Source organism: Pseudomonas sp. BJP69, from assembly GCF_007633355.1.
GTDB classification, from domain to species: Bacteria; Pseudomonadota; Gammaproteobacteria; order Pseudomonadales; family Pseudomonadaceae; genus Aquipseudomonas; species Aquipseudomonas juntendi.
The window spans coordinates 5,546,147-5,562,764 of record NZ_CP041933.1 but is presented as its reverse complement, the minus strand read 5'-3'; the positions used below and the strand labels follow the sequence as shown (position 1 = coordinate 5,562,764).

At 57.8% G+C, this 16,618-nt stretch carries 12 protein-coding genes; 9 read left to right on the top strand and 3 right to left on the bottom strand.

The features are described 5' to 3' along the window. Positions 1–135: 135 nt before the first annotated feature. Positions 136–342, bottom strand: coding sequence for a co-regulatory protein PtrA N-terminal domain-containing protein (locus FPB55_RS25960; RefSeq protein WP_013974890.1), 207 nt, complete (start codon positions 340–342; stop codon positions 136–138). A 165-nt stretch (positions 343–507) separates the two neighbouring features. Here FPB55_RS25960 and FPB55_RS25955 point away from each other — a divergent pair, with 165 nt between their 5' ends. The 7 genes from FPB55_RS25955 to FPB55_RS25920 all read left to right on the top strand — a co-directional run bounded on the left by FPB55_RS25955 (position 508) and on the right by FPB55_RS25920 (position 9,764). After that, entirely contained in the window at positions 508–1,185 is a 678-nt protein-coding gene (locus FPB55_RS25955; protein ID WP_044047190.1) for a heavy metal response regulator transcription factor, read from the top strand. Continuing rightward, on the top strand, positions 1,185–2,591 hold the full coding sequence (locus tag FPB55_RS25950; RefSeq protein WP_047595906.1) for a heavy metal sensor histidine kinase: 1,407 nt from the start codon (positions 1,185–1,187) through the stop codon (positions 2,589–2,591). The genes FPB55_RS25955 and FPB55_RS25950 overlap by 1 nt, the downstream gene beginning before the upstream one ends. Before the next feature lie 470 nt (positions 2,592–3,061). Beyond that, complete coding sequence (locus FPB55_RS25940; RefSeq protein WP_049798466.1) at positions 3,062–4,312, top strand: TolC family protein; 1,251 nt, start codon at positions 3,062–3,064, stop codon at positions 4,310–4,312. Continuing rightward, positions 4,309–5,772, top strand: coding sequence for an efflux RND transporter periplasmic adaptor subunit (locus FPB55_RS25935; protein WP_044047188.1), 1,464 nt, complete (start codon positions 4,309–4,311; stop codon positions 5,770–5,772). Before FPB55_RS25940 ends, FPB55_RS25935 begins: the two co-directional genes overlap by 4 nt. Then, a complete protein-coding gene (locus FPB55_RS25930; protein ID WP_013974884.1) occupies positions 5,769–8,927 on the top strand; it encodes an efflux RND transporter permease subunit in 3,159 nt (1,052 codons plus the stop codon). Before FPB55_RS25935 ends, FPB55_RS25930 begins: the two co-directional genes overlap by 4 nt. Further along, entirely contained in the window at positions 8,924–9,277 is a 354-nt protein-coding gene (locus tag FPB55_RS25925; RefSeq protein ID WP_047595905.1) for a copper-binding protein, read from the top strand. Before FPB55_RS25930 ends, FPB55_RS25925 begins: the two co-directional genes overlap by 4 nt. Positions 9,278–9,437: 160 nt before the next feature. Next, on the top strand, positions 9,438–9,764 hold the full coding sequence (locus FPB55_RS25920) for a four-helix bundle copper-binding protein (protein ID WP_085982928.1): 327 nt from the start codon (positions 9,438–9,440) through the stop codon (positions 9,762–9,764). A 1,318-nt stretch (positions 9,765–11,082) separates the two neighbouring features. On the opposite strand, the gene FPB55_RS25910 is transcribed toward FPB55_RS25920, so the two are convergent. After that, positions 11,083–11,757: a heavy metal response regulator transcription factor gene (locus tag FPB55_RS25910; protein WP_013974882.1), complete on the bottom strand. Its 675-nt coding sequence runs from the start codon at positions 11,755–11,757 to the stop codon at positions 11,083–11,085. A gap of 490 nt (positions 11,758–12,247) precedes the next feature. Continuing rightward, a complete protein-coding gene (locus tag FPB55_RS25905) occupies positions 12,248–13,591 on the bottom strand; it encodes an OprD family porin (protein ID WP_013974881.1) in 1,344 nt (447 codons plus the stop codon). 401 nt (positions 13,592–13,992) lie between these two features. Here FPB55_RS25905 and FPB55_RS25900 point away from each other — a divergent pair, with 401 nt between their 5' ends. Continuing rightward, positions 13,993–15,264 carry a TolC family protein gene (locus FPB55_RS25900; RefSeq protein ID WP_080563836.1) on the top strand — a complete coding sequence of 424 codons (1,272 nt, stop codon included), beginning with the start codon at positions 13,993–13,995 and terminating at the stop codon, positions 15,262–15,264. Positions 15,265–15,333: 69 nt separating this feature from the next. Further along, positions 15,334–16,614: an efflux RND transporter periplasmic adaptor subunit gene (locus FPB55_RS25895; RefSeq protein WP_013974879.1), complete on the top strand. Its 1,281-nt coding sequence runs from the start codon at positions 15,334–15,336 to the stop codon at positions 16,612–16,614. Positions 16,615–16,618 lie beyond the last annotated feature (4 nt).

Below are 16,618 nucleotides of genomic sequence, written 5' to 3'. Positions count from 1 at the left end.
TGGTGCAGCCCTTGGGTTCATTGGAGCTCTCACCAGTCTCGTAGACTTTCGCCACTACGCGAGGCTGATGAGAGGCCGTACTCTGAAACAGCCATAGTTCAGATTCCGGGATGATTACTTTTCTGTAAGCTAGGATCAGCAGCTTTCGTGGCCCGCGTGCTTGCTGGACTGGGCGGCGAATGGCGCCTGCTCTTTCTTCCCCTGCGCAACCTGGGAGGCCTGCATGGAGCTTTGGAGAGCCGCTTCCATCCGTGCAAAGGTCCGGTCCGCGCCGCCCTCTGCCAGGGCAATGCCTGCCATGCCGAAGGTAACGACCATCACAATTGCTTTGACCATGTTCATCTGGAGATCCTCAGTGGGTTCTGCGCCTCATGGCGTCAGGTACAGGGTCAAGTTAGCCTCGCGGTGCTGTCAGAAAACTGATCTCGACATTACTTTTCCGTCAGCTTCTGGTTGGGCTTCTTTTTTCCCGCAAACTGGAAATGCACCCCGCGTGGATGAGAGCAGATGAAATTACTCGTGGCCGAAGATGAGCCGAAAACCGGTGTCTACCTCCAGCAAGGTCTAACAGAAGCTGGCTTCACCGTTGACCGGGTGATGACAGGCACTGACGCCCTGCAACAGGCACAGAGCGAAGCGTATGACTTGCTGATCCTCGACGTGATGATGCCGGGGCTCGATGGCTGGGATGTCCTGCGCAAGATCCGTGCGGCGGGTCAGGATGTGCCGGTCCTTTTCTTGACGGCCCGAGACGGCGTAGACGACCGCGTGAAAGGTTTGGAACTGGGCGCTGATGATTACCTGGTGAAGCCCTTTGCGTTCTCGGAGCTGCTGGCTCGAGTTCGTACGTTGCTGCGCAGAGGCAACGGTGGTTCTGCTCAAACCACTATGAAGATGGCAGACCTTGAGGTGGACCTGCTCAAGCGTCGAGCTACGCGAAACGGCAAGCGGATCGACCTTACTGCCAAGGAGTTTTCCCTGTTGGAGCTGCTCATGCGCCGACGCGGCGAGGTGCTTCCCAAATCGCTGATCGCTTCTCAGGTGTGGGACATGAATTTCGACAGTGACACCAACGTGATCGAGGTCGCGATTCGCCGACTGCGGGCCAAGATTGATGACGACTTCGCGCCAAAGCTAATCCATACCGCCCGAGGCATGGGCTACATGATGGATGTGCCCGAGTGATGCGCCCGCAATCATCGCTCGTCAAGCGGCTGACCCTGATGTTCATGTTCGCGGTGACTGCTGTCCTGGTGGTTGCCGGCGTCGCTTTCTACGGGCTCAGCCAGCACCATTTCCGGATGCTGGATGAGCAGGCGCTTTCTGAAAAGCTGGAGTCAACGCGTCATATCCTTTCCATCTCAGCAGCGCGAGGCGGGCTCGACGATCAGGAGCAGCAGCTGCGGGCATTGCTCGGCGCACATCAGGATCTGTCGGCGAAAATCACCAAGGCTGACGGAACGGTCCTGTTTTCAGACCCCAAAGCCTCCCAGATTCCTCAGCGGTTCGAGCAGGCGCATCGGGGTGCGGTCTGGGAGTGGCAGGATAAAGCGCAGAACTTCCGCGGCATTACCGCCCAGCTGACCATTGCAGGCGAGCCGGAACCGGTGACGGCCGTGCTGATGCTCGATGTCACCACTCACGCCCATTTCTTTGTCACCCTGCAATGGTGGTTCGGAATTGGTCTGGTGATCAGCGCGATTGTGAGCGCAGGCTTGGGCTGGGTCGTGGCCAAAAGCGGGCTTCGGCCTGTTGGGCAAATCACCAAAGTGGCCACCGGGATGTCGGCAAGATCACTTCGCGAACGCATTCCGCTGGAGCCCGTACCGCTAGAGCTTCAGGAGCTCATCCTGTCTTTCAACGGGATGCTGGGACGGTTGGAGGATGCATTCGTTCGGTTGTCCAACTTCTCTGCCGATATCGCTCACGAATTGAGAACGCCAGTCAGCAACCTTCTGACCCATACCGAAGTGGTGCTCACCAAGAAGCGTGACCTGGATGCCTATGAAGAAAACCTCTATTCGAACCTGGAAGACCTCAAGCGCATGTCGCGCATGATCGACGACATGCTGTTCCTGGCCAAGGCGGATAACGGTCTGATCGTGCCCGAGCAGATCGATGTGGAGCTCTCCGAACTCGTATCAAAGCTGTTCGAGTACTACCAATTCCTGGCTGAGGATCAAGGCATCCAACTGACCCTACACGGGCAGGGTAAGGTTCGTGGCGATCGCCTGATGATTGACCGAGCGCTTTCCAACCTTCTATCCAACGCGTTGCGCTACACCCCGGAAGGCAACGAGATATCAGTGCAGATCGAGCAGACGCCTGAAAGCGTGACGCTTTCCGTGCGTAACAGCGGGGTAACCATCGATCCCCAGCACATTGGCAAGATCTTCGACCGATTCTATCGAGCCGATCCAGCCAGACGCGAAGGCGGCCCAAGCAATGCAGGCCTGGGGCTGTCGATAACCCGCTCTATCATCGAGGCTCATAGCGGACGAATCTGGTGTACATCAGCGGAGGGTGTCACAACATTCTTCATCAGTCTCCCAGCCTCCAAGCGGTTGGTTAGTGCAGCCCCAACCCCTTAATGCTGAACTCATCCCGGTAACCTATACTCGCCCATCATGAATCGGCTCATTCGACTACTCACCCTCCTGATGCTAATCGTGGCGCTTCCGCTTAACGGGATGGCGGGCATCGATTCGGCGACTGAACCTTGCCCAATGCAGGCGATGGGCATGGAAATGATGGCGGGCATGGACCATGACTGCTGCCAGGACCAAGACCTGGGTAAGACTGGCGACCATGCCAAATCCTGCAAGGTCGGCCAGGAGTGCAGGACTGCCAGTACCGTACAGATTAGCTTCCTGACGCCTGGGCTGACTTTCGCCAAGCCACGACCTGCCGATACCTACGCTGTAGGCATAGCGACAGGTTCTCCCCCCGATCCGTGGCGTCCTCCCCGCGTCTGATTCCCTCTTAATTTCACACCGTCGTTCCGCCTAGCAGCGGGGCGATGGCACGCGCCTGGGCGCTGATCTTTCGAGGAATCATTTTCATGACTCCCCAACGTTTTCAGGGACGGATAACCACGGCCGTCCTGTTCATACTGCTGCCGGCTGTCTCGGCACAGGCTGCAACGCTGTCGCTGGATGAGGCGCTGCAACTGGCTGAACGTAACGCTCCCTCTCTACAGGCCCGCCAGGAGCAGGCATCAGCTGCGCGCAGCGCAGTCATTCCAGCGGGCGAACTACCCGATCCGCGCCTGAATCTCGGGGTACAAAACCTGCCGATTGAAGGCACCGATCGCTGGAGCATGAACAGAGACTTCATGACCATGCAGGTGGTTGGCCTGTCCCAAGAAGTACCGAACCGGGACAAACGCAAAGCTCGCATAGAGACAGCGCAGGCCACGGTCGAGCGAGCCGATGCCGAGGCGATCTTCGAACGCTTGAAGGTTAGGGCGGCAACCGCACAGGCTTGGGTTACTGCGTACACCGTGCAGCGAAAGCTTGAACAGTTCGACGCCTTCTACAAAGAAAACCAGCTGCTGGCTTCCACGGTGCGGGCCCGCCTGGCCGGAGGCGCAGGCTCCAGCGCCGATACGCTGGCTCCCAAGCAAGAAGCCGCGCAGTTGGACGAGCAGAAAGACGTTCTATTGAGTCAGTCAGCTCAGGCGCGAGCCGCGCTGAAGCGCTGGATTGGGCAGGACGCCGAAGTAGGCGCGCCGACCTTCCCTGTCTGGCCTGTAGACGCAGCTGAATACTTGCACTCCGTCCATGCCCATCCGGAGCTCAATACCTACAACGCCATGACACGCGAGGCTCAAGCCCAGGTACACCAGGCTCAGGCGGAAAAGAAATCGGATTGGTCCTGGGGAGTGGATTATCAGCGCCGTGGTCCGGACTTCAGCAACATGGTCAGCCTGCAAGTCAGCTTCCAATTGCCATTGTTTACCAGCTCACGGCAAGACCCGATGATTGCGGCACGACGCGCACAAGTTCGCCAATTGGAAGATGAGCAGGACGCTGCCCTGCGCGAGCATCAAGCCCAGCTTGAAACAGACCTTGTCGAGTACCAACGCTTGCAACGGGCAGTGCGGCGCAGTCGCGAAACACTTTTGCCCCTGGCCGAGGACCGGGTACGCCTCGCTCTGGCGGATTACCGCGCCGGTAAGTCGCCGTTGAGTGAAGTGCTGTCGGCACGCCGGCAGCGTGTGGAGGCACTACTACAGGATGTGGACCTGCAAGGACAGTTGGCGGCAACAGCAGCGCGTCTGCATTTCGTTTATGGAGAGGTGCGGGCATGAGGAATAGGTCGATTGGTTTCGTCGTGGCTGCTGCCCTTGCTATTGGAATAGGCGCTGGCTTCTGGCTAGGTGGGAGAGGTGCGTATTCGCCATCGCAGCCCTTAGGTCAGGAAAAAAAAGCGCTGTACTGGTACGACCCGATGTATCCCCAGCAGCACTTCCCGGCGCCCGGAAAATCGCCGTTCATGGACATGCCGCTCGTGCCCAAGTATTCGGATGACACGGCTGGCGAGGAGCAGCCTGCGGTTCAGGTCTCGGCTGGGCTCCAGCAAAACCTTGGGATTCGATTGGCAACGGTGACGGCTGGCCGGCTAGAACGGACCCTAAGTGTGAGCGGCGTTCTGACGTTCGACGAACGCGACTTCAGCGTGTTGCAGGCCCGTACTGGCGGTTACGTCGAACGCGTCTATGGTCGAGCGACGGGGGACATCGTTGCCAAAGGGGCTCCTCTAGCCGATGTGCTGACCCCGGAGTGGGCTGGTTTGCAGGAGGAATACCTGGCGTTGCGGCATTCTGGCGACGCTCAGCTGACGGCGGCGGCACGACAGCGGCTCGTGCTCGCCGGCATGCCGGCCGACCTGATCAACCGGGTCGCGAGCACTGGGAAGGTGCAGCTCTCGGTCACACTCTCCGCACCCACTGCCGGTGTAATCCAGGTTCTCGATCTGCGACCCGGCATGACGCTGACGCCGGGCGCTACCTTAGCAAGGATCAATGGAGTGGCCAACGTCTGGCTGGAAGCGGCTGTGCCGGAAGCCCAGGCTCAAGGCCTTCGCGAAGGCCAGCCTGTGCAGGCGCAATTGCCAGCGTTCCCAGGCGATCCCATACCGGGCAAGTTGACTGCGCTATTGGCCGATGCCGATTTGCAGAGCCGCACGTTGCGCCTGCGTATCGAGTTGCCCAACCGAGATGGGCGGCTTCGTCCTGGGATGACCGCTCAAGTGGCTCTCCATCCCGGCGAGTCTGCCAAGCAAAGCCTCTTGGTGCCTGCCGAGGCGGTCATCCGCACCGGCAAGCGAGACCTGGTGATGCTGGCTGAAGACGGTGGTCGCTTCCGGCCGGTGGAAGTCGTGTTGGGCCAGGAGAGCAAAGGCCAAGTTGCGGTGTTGCAGGGTCTTCAGGCAGGACAGCGCATCGTCGCGTCCGGGCAATTCCTGTTGGACTCCGACGCTAATTTGAAAGGCATCGAGGCGGCGACGGTGCAGGATAGTCAGCCTAATGCGGGGCCAGCCCTGCATGAAGCGGATGGCCGTGTCGTGCAGATAGACGGCACACAGCTCACCGTTGCCCACGGTCCTTTCATCACCCTGGGCATGCCAGGGATGACCATGACCTTCCCTGTGGCTGAGCAGTCTCTCCTTGATGGCCTCAAGATCGGTGCGCAGATTCGCTTTGGCATACGCGAACGCGACGAGGGCATGGTCGTTGAGCAGATCAAAGTGTTGGAGGGCCAACCATGATTGCCAAACTGATCCGCTGGTCGGTAGGCAACCGTGTGCTGGTGCTCCTCGCCACGCTGTTTCTGGTGGCATGGGGCTTCGTCTCGGTGCGTAGCCTACCAATCGACGCCTTGCCCGACCTGTCGGACGTGCAGGTGATCATCCGCACGTCCTACCCAGGCCAGGCTCCCCAGATCGTTGAGAATCAGGTGACCTATCCGCTGACCACTACCATGCTCTCGGTTCCGGGGGCCAAAACGGTTCGCGGCTTCTCCGCCTTCGGTGACAGCTTCGTCTATGTGCTGTTCGAGGACGGCACCGATCTGTATTGGGCGCGCTCTCGGGTTCTTGAGTACCTGAGCCAGGCGCAATCGCGATTACCTGCCGCAGCCAAGCCGGTACTGGGCCCGGACGCCACCGGGGTGGGCTGGATTTATCAATATGCGCTGGTCGATCGTAACGGCGGCCATGACCTGTCGCAACTGCGCAGCCTGCAGGACTGGTTCCTGCGCTATGAGCTCAAGACGCTGCCGGATGTCGCTGAAGTGGCCACCATCGGCGGTATGGTCAAGCAGTATCAGGTCGTGCTCGATCCGCTGCGCATGGCCAGCCTCGGTATCACCCAGGCTGAGGTGGTGGAGGCTATAGGCAAGGCCAACCAGGAGACCGGTGGCGGTGTACTGGAGCAAGGCGAAGCGGAATTCATGGTACGTGCGGCCGGCTACCTGCGATCGCTGGATGATTTCAGAGCGATACCCCTGCGACTGGCTACCAAGGGCGTGCCGGTGACATTAGGCGACGTCGCTACGGTGCAGATAGGTCCGGAAGCCCGCAGAGGCATAGGCGAACTGGACGGCCTCGGCGAAGCCGTAGGAGGTGTGGTGATCCTGCGCAGCGGGAAGAATGCTCGTGAGGCCATCGCGGACGTCAAGGCTAAGCTCGAAACCCTGAAGAAAGCCCTGCCAGCCGGGGTGGAACTTGTCACCGTCTACGACCGCAGCCAGTTGATCGACCGTGCCGTGGAGAACCTCAGTCACAAGCTGATCGAGGAGTTCTTGGTAGTGGCGTTGGTATGCGCAGCCTTTCTCTGGCACCTGCGCTCGTCATTGGTGGCTATCGTTTCGCTGCCCGTGGGAATCCTGATAGCGCTGATCGTCATGCGTCATCAGGGCATCAACGCCAACATCATGTCCCTTGGCGGAATCGCTATTGCCATCGGTGCAATGGTGGACGCTGCCGTGGTCATGATCGAGAACGCCCACAAACGTGTTGAGGCCTGGCATATCCGGCATCCTGGTCAACCTTTGCGGGGAGAAGCGCATTGGAGGGTAATGACGGAGGCGGCCGTCGAGGTAGGGCCGGCACTGTTCTTCAGCCTCATGATCATCACGCTTTCGTTCATCCCGGTGTTCACGCTGCAAGCCCAGGAAGGACGCCTCTTTGCACCCTTGGCCTTTACCAAGACCTACGCAATGGCTGCGGCAGCTGCGCTATCGGTGACCCTGATACCGGTGCTGATGGGGTACTGGATCAGAGGGCCACTGCCTGCGGAACAGCGCAACCCGCTCAACCGGGGCCTCATCCGGCTATACCGTCCGGCATTGGAGGTCGTCCTGCGCCGGCCTCTGGTTACCCTCGCTGCAGCATTGGTGATCCTGCTCAGCAGTCTGTGGCCCTTGAATCATCTTGGGGGCGAGTTCCTTCCTCCGCTCGATGAAGGTGATCTGCTCTACATGCCTTCAGCCTTGCCTGGACTCTCGGCGCAGAAAGCTTCAGAGCTGTTGCAGCGAACGGATCGTCTGATTCGAACTGTTCCCGAAGTGGCCAGTGTCTTTGGTAAAGCCGGCCGCGCCGAGTCAGCTACCGACCCGGCACCGCTGGAGATGTTCGAGACCACCGTTCGGCTCAAGCCCAAGAGTGAGTGGCGTCCAGGAATGACCACGGACAAGCTTATCGAGGAGCTTGATCGCACTGTGCGTGTGCCTGGGCTGACCAACATCTGGATCCCGCCCATCCGCAACCGCATCGATATGCTGGCCACCGGCATCAAGAGCCCAATCGGCGTCAAGGTGGCCGGCAGCGACCTAGGCCAGATAGACCGGGCCACTCTCGCTGTGGAGCGGGCCGCGAAAAAGGTGCCTGGAGTGACTTCGGCGCTGGCAGAGCGTTTGACTGGTGGCCGCTACATTGATCTGGATATCGACCGCCATGCCGCTGCCCGTTACGGTCTGAACATCACCGACGTACAGGCCATCGTGGCCGGCGCCATTGGTGGCGAAACCATCGGGGAAACAGTTGAAGGCTTGGCCCGCTATCCCATTAGCGTGCGCTATCCACGCGAATGGCGTGATTCGGTGGAGGCGTTGCGTCAGCTGCCGATCTACACCTCGCAGGGCGGCCAGCTGACGCTCGGCAGCGTGGCCCGCATACGTATTGCTGATGGCCCGCCCATGCTGAAGAGCGAGAATGCTCGCCCCTCGGGCTGGGTGTACATCGACGTGCGCGGCCGGGACCTTTCGTCTGTTGTTGCAGACTTACGTCAGGCGATCGACAGCGAGGTAAAGCTCGATTCAGGCATGAGCTTGAGCTACTCCGGCCAGTTCGAATACCTGGAGCGGGCGAACGCCCGTCTGGCCTGGGTGGTGCCAGCGACGCTGGCCATCATCTTCGTGCTGCTCTACCTGACCTTCGGCCGCCTCGGTGAAGCACTGCTCATCATGGGCACTTTACCTTTTGCCCTGACCGGGGGCGTCTGGCTGCTCTACCTGCTGGGCTACAACCTTTCAGTGGCCACAGGCGTTGGCTTCATTGCCCTGGCCGGCGTAGCGGCGGAGTTCGGAGTGATCATGCTCATCTACCTGAATAACGCTTGGGCTGAGCGTCAGGCCAACGGCGAAACTACACGAGCAGCGCTGCTCGACGCGATCCGTGAGGGCGCGGTGCAACGCATCAGGCCCAAGGCAATGACTGTGGCAGTCATCGTTGCAGGCCTGCTGCCCATCCTCTGGAGCAGCGGTACCGGCAGCGAGGTCATGAGCCGCATCGCGGTGCCCATGGTGGGCGGCATGCTCACCGCCCCCTTGCTTTCACTTTTTGTAATCCCTGCGGCGTACTGGCTGATCCGTCGCCGCGAACTTGCTGTAACTACCCCCAACCTCTCAGGAGAAATCCAATGAAAAAGCTAATTGTCATCGCAGGCCTGGTCACAGCTTTCGCCGCCAGTGTGCATGCCCAGGACATGGATGGTATGGACATGAAGAAAATGCCAGCCTCCGCCGAGGGTGGCCAAGGCAGCCAGGCGGCGCCCACTGCGCATGCGGAAGGGACAATTAAGGCGCTGGATCCTCAAAGCGGGAAAATCACCTTGGCGCACGGCCCGGTAGCAGAGCTCAAATGGCCGGCGATGACCATGGGCTTCCAAGCTGAGCCTGCACAGCTGAAGGGCTTGAACGTAGGAGACAAGGTGAAATTTGGGTTCCGTATGGAGGGAAGTGTCGCGAAAATCGTGAGCATCCAGAAGCAGTGATTGAAAAGCCTTGAATGATCGGGCACGCCTTCATACCGAGATGATTCGGACAAGCTTACAGAAATGTAATCAATCTTCAGGCCCCCGTCAGGTCGAACGCTACATACCGTCATGAGACGGTGCACTGGCATCTCATCGACCCGATACCGGAGATATGATCATGAACAGTAGCTTTGATGAATGCATCTCGGAATGCATGCGCTGCGCGCTGGCCTGTGAAGTCTGCGCGTCAGCCTGCCTGCGAGAGCAGGACGTAAAAATGATGGCTGACTGCATCAAGCTGGACAGGGATTGCGCAGATATGTGCAAGCTGGCGGCTACCTTGATGACACGAGAAAGCATGCTCGCCAAGGAATTTTGTGCGTTGTGCGCAAGGATTTGCCGCGCCTGCGGGGAGGCGTGCGGTAAGCATAAGGCAGACCACTGTCAGCATTGCGCACAGACCTGTTTGGCCTGCGCTGCATCCTGCGAAGCAATGGCTGCGTAAGCGTTTTCGCCCAGTCAGCTTTCCATGCGCCTGACAAAGGATATGGATACGTCGTTAACCGTCTGGCTAGGGAGACGGGTAGACCGCTGATGTTGAGCATGCGCTCTGGCGGAGCCTAGCTTGGGCAGCCATTCACCAAGGCGCTGCCTTACGGATCTGATGACAAAAAAGCCCGCCTCGGCGGCGGGCTATCAGATGTCTCCCAGGGGAGGCTGTAGGCCAACAAGTCTCGGAGCAAGCATTTGTAGGATACGCCTCTTGGCTCACGCCCACCAGCCAGCTTCGGCCGGAGCGAATGGTTCTACGTCGAGGGCATTGGAAACGGCTTATGTAGGCCCCGTCAATTGGCAGGGCAATCCGCAAAGACAAAGCAGGCCGATTATCCCCTGGCGGTATACCCCCAGGCAGAGTCAAAGGCAAAGCTAGGGGGGAAATCTAGCGGGTACCCCGATTTGAGGGCAGAATCACCAGCTTCACCTACGTTGCACTGGGTTGAGGGGCAGTTTGAAACTGCTATCTAGCGCGACAGCGACCATCGCCGCCATGAGCAAGAGCACAGGTGCGCCTTGAGTACTCAGCACAAAGGCCGTAGCAAACGGCCCCGTGGCCTGCGCCAAGACCATTGGGCGAGCTAATGCTCCCATGCGTGCGCGATACCCTTGCCAAACAGCACCAGAGGCAAGATGACTCTGGCAATAGTGAGAATCCCGATGCCGGCGCCCTACAGCGCTGCTGCAGGGAATGCCAGCCAAGGCACGCCAGGAATGAATAAGCAGATGCCGATGAAGCTCACCAACACGCCGGCACGGCCGACCAGGTTGGGTGAAGATGCCGAGCAAGCGAGAACTCCAATACTCTTGCCACCACCTGGGCCGGCCCAAGGACCATCCCCACCGCCAACACCGTGACCGTTGGAAGGCCAAGTTCCTTGAGCGAGGTGAGAAGATGCACAGAGAGGGTGGCCATGACGAAGGCAATGACCGTGAGTAGCCCTGCAACGAACCAGAAAAGCCGGCGGGCGCCATCATCGTTGAGCGGCGACTGAGCCTGCTTGGTGCTGTAGTCGGGAGGTTAACCTCATCGCCGGCGCACAGTATCAGAGGTAAGCCATGGCGCTGTTAAAAACAATGTCCGCTGAGCGTGCGTCAGCTCTGGCATACGCTTGGCCTTCCGTTACCTGTTGATAATCTATGCTATACCTTATGTCCAGCACACCTCATACGTTTAGTGAGGAAACGCGCGCTAAGGGTCAAAAACAGTATGGCTCGACTTACATGCATGATCCCTGGCTCTGTTTTCATGACTAAGTAGCGGGCGATCAACGCTTCTCAAGCACATAGCCCACACCGCGAAGCGTATGGATCAGCTTCGTCTCGAAAGGGTCATCGATCTTGGCTCTAAGTCTTCGAATCGACACTTCTACAACGTTTGTATCGCAGTCGAAGTTCATATCCCAGACCTGTGAGATGATCTGTGTGCGGCTGAGCACCACGCCGGTATTGCGCATTAGGTAGTGCAGAAGTGCAAACTCTTTCGTCGTCAGATCAATACGCTGGCCGTCCCTGAAGGCCCTGTGACGGCTCTGGTCTAGCTCCAGGTCAGCGACACGAATGATCTCCACAGATGCAGGGTGTTCAGACCTGCGCATTAAGGCGCGAACCCGGGCTAGCAGTTCTGGGAACTCAAATGGTTTGATCAGGTAGTCATCTGCACCGTTCTCCAAACCCCGGACCTTATCTGCCAAACGACTTCTCGCCGTGAGCATCATGATGCGGGAGGGGCAATTTTTACGCCTCAAAAGCTCAAGTACCTGCCACCCATCCATTTCTGGCAGATTGATATCAAGAATAATCAACTCGTATTCGTGTTGCTTGGCTAGGAATAGCCCATCTGACCCGGTATGCACGCAATCGACGACATAACCGCATTCTGTAAGGCCTTGACGCACATATTCCGCAGTTTTTACTTCGTCCTCAATTACCAGAATTCGCATGGGATTTTGTCTCGATATCACTGAGCAATTAACCGCGCACGCGCGCCGGCATTATTGAAAGGAATGGTAAATCAAAATGAGCTGGGTGGGGCCTAAATGACGGATTTGTAATTTCCAGGTAATATGATTGATAGTCTGGAGGTATATCTTTTCGCGGTTTGGGTTCGACAGGTGCGGGCCCTCTCTCCAATAGGTAATTTGACCTTATGAAGTATGTGGTTGTTTTCTTCTTTGTGTTGAGTTTGTTCCGTTCAGATGACGGCGAAGTTACTCATGTCGAGGAAACTGGTCATTGGTGCAGCCATGAGTTTCACCGGCATGCAATGCGTACACTCGAACGGTTGATTGAATTTTAGGTAAAAAAAAGGCGCCCAAAGGGCGCCAAATATCCACCTTTTACCAAAGGAGCACTTAAGCCACTCAAGGTGAATTCGTAATGCACATTTTTCTGAAGAGACCAGTTTACGAATAAACTGATCCCCTTAGAGAATCACAGGATCGAAAGCGGGTACTCAATGATCACACGAGTTTCATCCAGATCCGATTCGAATGCAGTGGCACGCGTGGTGGCCTGGCGCAACCGGAAGGACAGGTCTTTTGCTGGACCAGTTTGCACGACATATTTAACCTCTACGTCACGCTCCCAACGTTTCTGATTGGTGAGCGGATCACCGTTGGCGTCGGTGCGCATGTAGAACTGGTTGGCGTTCGAGTAGTCTGCGCCCGAGCCTCTAGCGTAGCGGGTCATGAACGTCAGACCAGGAATGCCGTAGCTGGTGAAGTTCAGGTCGTAGCGCAGCATCCAGGAACGCTCTTTCGGCGAGTTGAAGTCGCTGTACTGGATAGAGTTGTCGACGAAAATCGAGTCTGACTGACGCAGGTAGTCGAAATCATCGTCGCCGTTGTTGCGTTGGTGCGACAGGGCCAGGGTGTGAGCGCCGTAACGGACCCCGACCTTGGCACTCCAGATATCGTTGTCAAACTCGCCTAGGCGCTGCTTCCCTTCATCCACGGCTTTGTAATAGTTGAAGCCGCCAATCAGCGCAAGGTCGTCATTCAGTGGATAGGCGAAGCTGGTGCCAGCGTAGTACTGGTTCCAGACTTCTTTCAACTGACTGGCGTATACGCTCACGGTCCAGTTATCGTTGATCGCGTAATCACCGCCACCGTAGCCTACCCAAGGCGAGTTAACCGGGCCACCGTAGAAAGTTGCGAAGTTATCATTCAGATTGCTGGAGACCGGCTGGCTCATCGCATGCAGTCGGCCACCCTGCAGGGTGAGGCCCTGGATGCTGGTGTTCTCAACGGTCACACCGCGGAAGCTTTCAGGCAACAGGCGCGAGTCGCCTGATGCAACAACTGGCGTCGACGGGAAAACATCACCCACTTTCACGACCGTATCAAACAAGCGAACTTTAGCCGCCCCGCCAACCTTGGTGTATTCGTCGCGAGCTTCGCCTTTGTTATCAACAGGCATGACGTCGAATGAACTACGACCGCCGTTGCGCCCGTCACCAGTATCGAGCTTAAGCCCTATCATGGCAAAGGCATCAACACCAACGCCGACCGTCCCTTGGGTAAAACCAGAGTTGAATTTGGTGATGATCCCGTGCGCCCAGGCCTCGGAGTAGCCATTGGTGTTGCCCTTGCCGCTGTTGTAAGTGGGAGCTGAGCTGTCGCGGTTATCACGATTGAAATAGAAGTTGCGGTTGAGCACTGTAAGGCTGCTACCTTCGATGAAACCTTCGGGCTTATCTTCAGCTTGAGCAGTAACTGCATAGCTTCCAGACAGCGCCGAAACTGCCGCCAAATACAGTGGTACTTTGATTTTCATCCGATGCTCCTTTGATTTACGGCAGTTTTTATTATGTTTCCGGCGCGGGTGTCGTTATAAGTTCTGAGCCGGCGGCGCGCCTCGCGTAGCGCCGAGCTCATATTTGCAGGCGGAAGATAACGGGATGGTGATAGGAAAATTACAATTTCGTCATCTGGTCGTTATTTTGGTCATTGACGCCGCATGCTAGCCATCTCTCGCGTTCGCAATGAAATTCGGTGGTTCGACTGTGTCATCAGCGTTTTCGGGCATTACAAGCTTTTCTTACGAAATTGTAATTTTCTAGCCACCCCTCTGATAGCTACCGCTCTTTAGAGTGCCATCACCTAATCCAGTGGGGCTTGGCAGCTATTTCGGCGTTCTGGCCAAGCTAACGAAGTTTGTGCACGAGGACCAAGAAAGTGCTCCGGTATAACCGCAATGTCTTATCCAAGACCTACGTCTCACCGTGGAAAATTGCCGCTCTCTGTGCGGTGATTTCCGGGTTGCTGGCACCCACCGCATTTGCCCAAAGCATCAGCTTGCCCCAAGCGCTGTCGACGGCAATGGATGCCAACCCAGACCTCGCGGCGGCACGTCAGGAAATCGGCATCGCGGACGGTGCGCGCAAGCAAGCCGGGCTGATTCCAAACCCCGAAATCTCGTATGAGATGGAGGACACACGGCGTAACACCAGCACAACGACCGTTACGCTAAGTCAGACCTTGGAGCTCGGTGGTAAGCGGGGAGCCCGCGTAGATGTCGCCACATACGGCCAGAGTGTTGCACAACTGGAACTGGACCGACGCGTGAATGGTCTGCGTGCAGACGTCGTGCAGGCGTTTTACGCTGCATTACGAGCCCAAACCGGACTCGACCTCGCTAAACAATCCCTTGAACTTACTGAGCGCGGCCTTCGCATTGTCGATGGTCGAGTTCGCGCAGGTAAATCTTCACCTGTGGAGGCTACCCGCGCCCAGGTTCAACTGGCTGAAGCCCGGTTGCAGGTCCGTCGCGCCGAAACGGAAAAAGCGAATGCTTACCAGCAACTCGCCCAAGTCACGGGGAGTTCTGTGACCATATTCGATCGCCTTGAATCACCAACCTTGTCTCCTGGCTTGCCGCCGCGCACTGAAGAGTTGCTGGCAAAGCTCGATCAGACTCCGGAAATGCGGCAGGCAGTGGTGGAGATTGATAAGAGCGATGCCTCGCTTGGCGCAGAAAAAGCTCAGCGTATTCCAAACCTCACGGTAAGCGTGGGTAGCCAGTACGACCGCTCGGTGCGCGAGCGAGTCAATGTCGTTGGTCTGTCCATGCCTTTGCCGCTGTTTGATCGTAACCAAGGCAACATTCTTTCCGCTTCTCGACGTGCCGATCAGGCCCGCGACCTGCGTAACGCTGTCGAGTTGAGATTGCGCGCCCAAACCCAAACCGCGCTGAACCAGTGGTCCACCGCCATGCAAGAAGTTGAGTCCTACGACAAGACCATTCTGCCCTCAGCCCAGCAGGCCGTGGATACCGCAACCCGCGGATTCGAGATGGGGAAATTCGGCTTTATCGAAGTACTGGACGCCCAGCGCACCTTGATCCTTGCTCGTGGCCAGTATCTCGACTCGCTGGCAGCGGCGACCAATGCGCGTGCGCAAGTAGAAAGGGTTTATGGCGAAGTAGGCTCGACCGCCGGCGCACGCTGAACGGGGCATACATTTTTCTCGGCACTCGGCGTTTAAACCTGCCGGTGCCTACGATCAGCAGGAGTAGCAATGGAAAACAAACGCAAGATCGCCCTCGCGGTAGCCGCTGTGGCAATCCTTGGATTTGGCAGCCTCGCCTGGAACAGCAGTTCCGATCAACAAGCGGCGACTAACGCAGAACATGGTGCTGACGATGGTCATGGCCATGACAAGAAGGCCGGATCAGCTAACAAAGAGAACAGTGAAGCGGAGCATAGTGAAGATGGGCACGGTGAAGAAGGTCATGGCGAGGAGGGCCACAGTGAAGAGGGCGGTGAGGAAGAAGGTAAGCTAACCCTTAGTGCTGAACAGATCAAAGCAGCTGGCGTGACTCTGGAATCGGCAGCGCCTCGTGATTTGGGAACCGTCGTGAGCTTCCCGGGTGAGATTCGTTTTGACGAGGACCGCACTGCGCACGTTGTTCCTCGCGTTCCAGGCGTTGTCGAAACAGTCCAGGCGAATTTGGGTGAGTCCGTCAAGAAGGGTCAAGTCCTTGCGGTGATTGCCAGCCAGCAGATCTCTGACCTGCGCAGCGAGCAACAAGCCGCTCAGCGTCGTGTCGAACTTGCGCGCGTGACTTTTAGCCGAGAGAAGCAGCTCTGGCAGGACAAGATTTCTGCGGAGCAGGACTACCTCCAGGCTCGCCAGGCGCTGCAGGAAGCCGAAATCTCTCTGGCCAACGCCAAGCAAAAAGTCAGCGCGATCGGTGCCTCGGTCAATTCGGTAGGCGGTAACCGTTACGAACTCAGGGCTCCCTTTGACGCCGTAGTGGTGGAGAAACACTTGACCGTCGGGGAAGTCGTCAGCGAGGCGACTAACGCCTTTATTCTGTCCGACCTTAACCAAGTTTGGGCCACTTTCGCTGTACCGCCTACCGATTTGGCCAAGGTCACTACCGGCCGCGCCGTGAAGGTTTCCTCACCTGACATGAACGTGGAGGTCGAGGGCAAGGTGGGTTATGTCGGCAGCCTGTTGGGCGAGCAAAACCGAGCAGCGACCGTCCGCGTTACGTTGACCAATCCCAACGGGGCCTGGCGTCCTGGTCTTTTCGTGAACATCGCAGTCACGTCCCAGACTGATCGCGTGGCGGTGGCTGTCCCGGAACACGCCGTGCAGACCGTTGAGGACAAACCATCGGTCTTCGTACGCACCGCCGAGGGCTTCGACACCCGCCCAGTAAAGCTGGGCCGCCGTGACAGTGGGTACGTGGAAATCACGGACGGCATCGAAGCGGGCGCTCAAGTGGCTACCAATGGCAGCTTCACACTCAAGTCTGAGCTCGGCAAAGCCTCTGCCGAGCACAGTCACTGATGCG

Coding starts and splice junctions, on each gene's coding strand:
- FPB55_RS25930 (WP_013974884.1), top strand. CDS start 5,769: ATGATTGCCAAACTGATCCGCTGGTCGGTAGGCAACCGTGTGCTGGTG.
- FPB55_RS25950 (WP_047595906.1), top strand. CDS start 1,185: ATGCGCCCGCAATCATCGCTCGTCAAGCGGCTGACCCTGATGTTCATG.
- FPB55_RS25940 (WP_049798466.1), top strand. CDS start 3,062: ATGACTCCCCAACGTTTTCAGGGACGGATAACCACGGCCGTCCTGTTC.
- FPB55_RS25935 (WP_044047188.1), top strand. CDS start 4,309: ATGAGGAATAGGTCGATTGGTTTCGTCGTGGCTGCTGCCCTTGCTATT.
- FPB55_RS25960 (WP_013974890.1), bottom strand. CDS start 342: ATGAACATGGTCAAAGCAATTGTGATGGTCGTTACCTTCGGCATGGCA.
- FPB55_RS25920 (WP_085982928.1), top strand. CDS start 9,438: ATGAACAGTAGCTTTGATGAATGCATCTCGGAATGCATGCGCTGCGCG.
- FPB55_RS25895 (WP_013974879.1), top strand. CDS start 15,334: ATGGAAAACAAACGCAAGATCGCCCTCGCGGTAGCCGCTGTGGCAATC.
- FPB55_RS25905 (WP_013974881.1), bottom strand. CDS start 13,591: ATGAAAATCAAAGTACCACTGTATTTGGCGGCAGTTTCGGCGCTGTCT.
- FPB55_RS25910 (WP_013974882.1), bottom strand. CDS start 11,757: ATGCGAATTCTGGTAATTGAGGACGAAGTAAAAACTGCGGAATATGTG.
- FPB55_RS25955 (WP_044047190.1), top strand. CDS start 508: ATGAAATTACTCGTGGCCGAAGATGAGCCGAAAACCGGTGTCTACCTC.
- FPB55_RS25925 (WP_047595905.1), top strand. CDS start 8,924: ATGAAAAAGCTAATTGTCATCGCAGGCCTGGTCACAGCTTTCGCCGCC.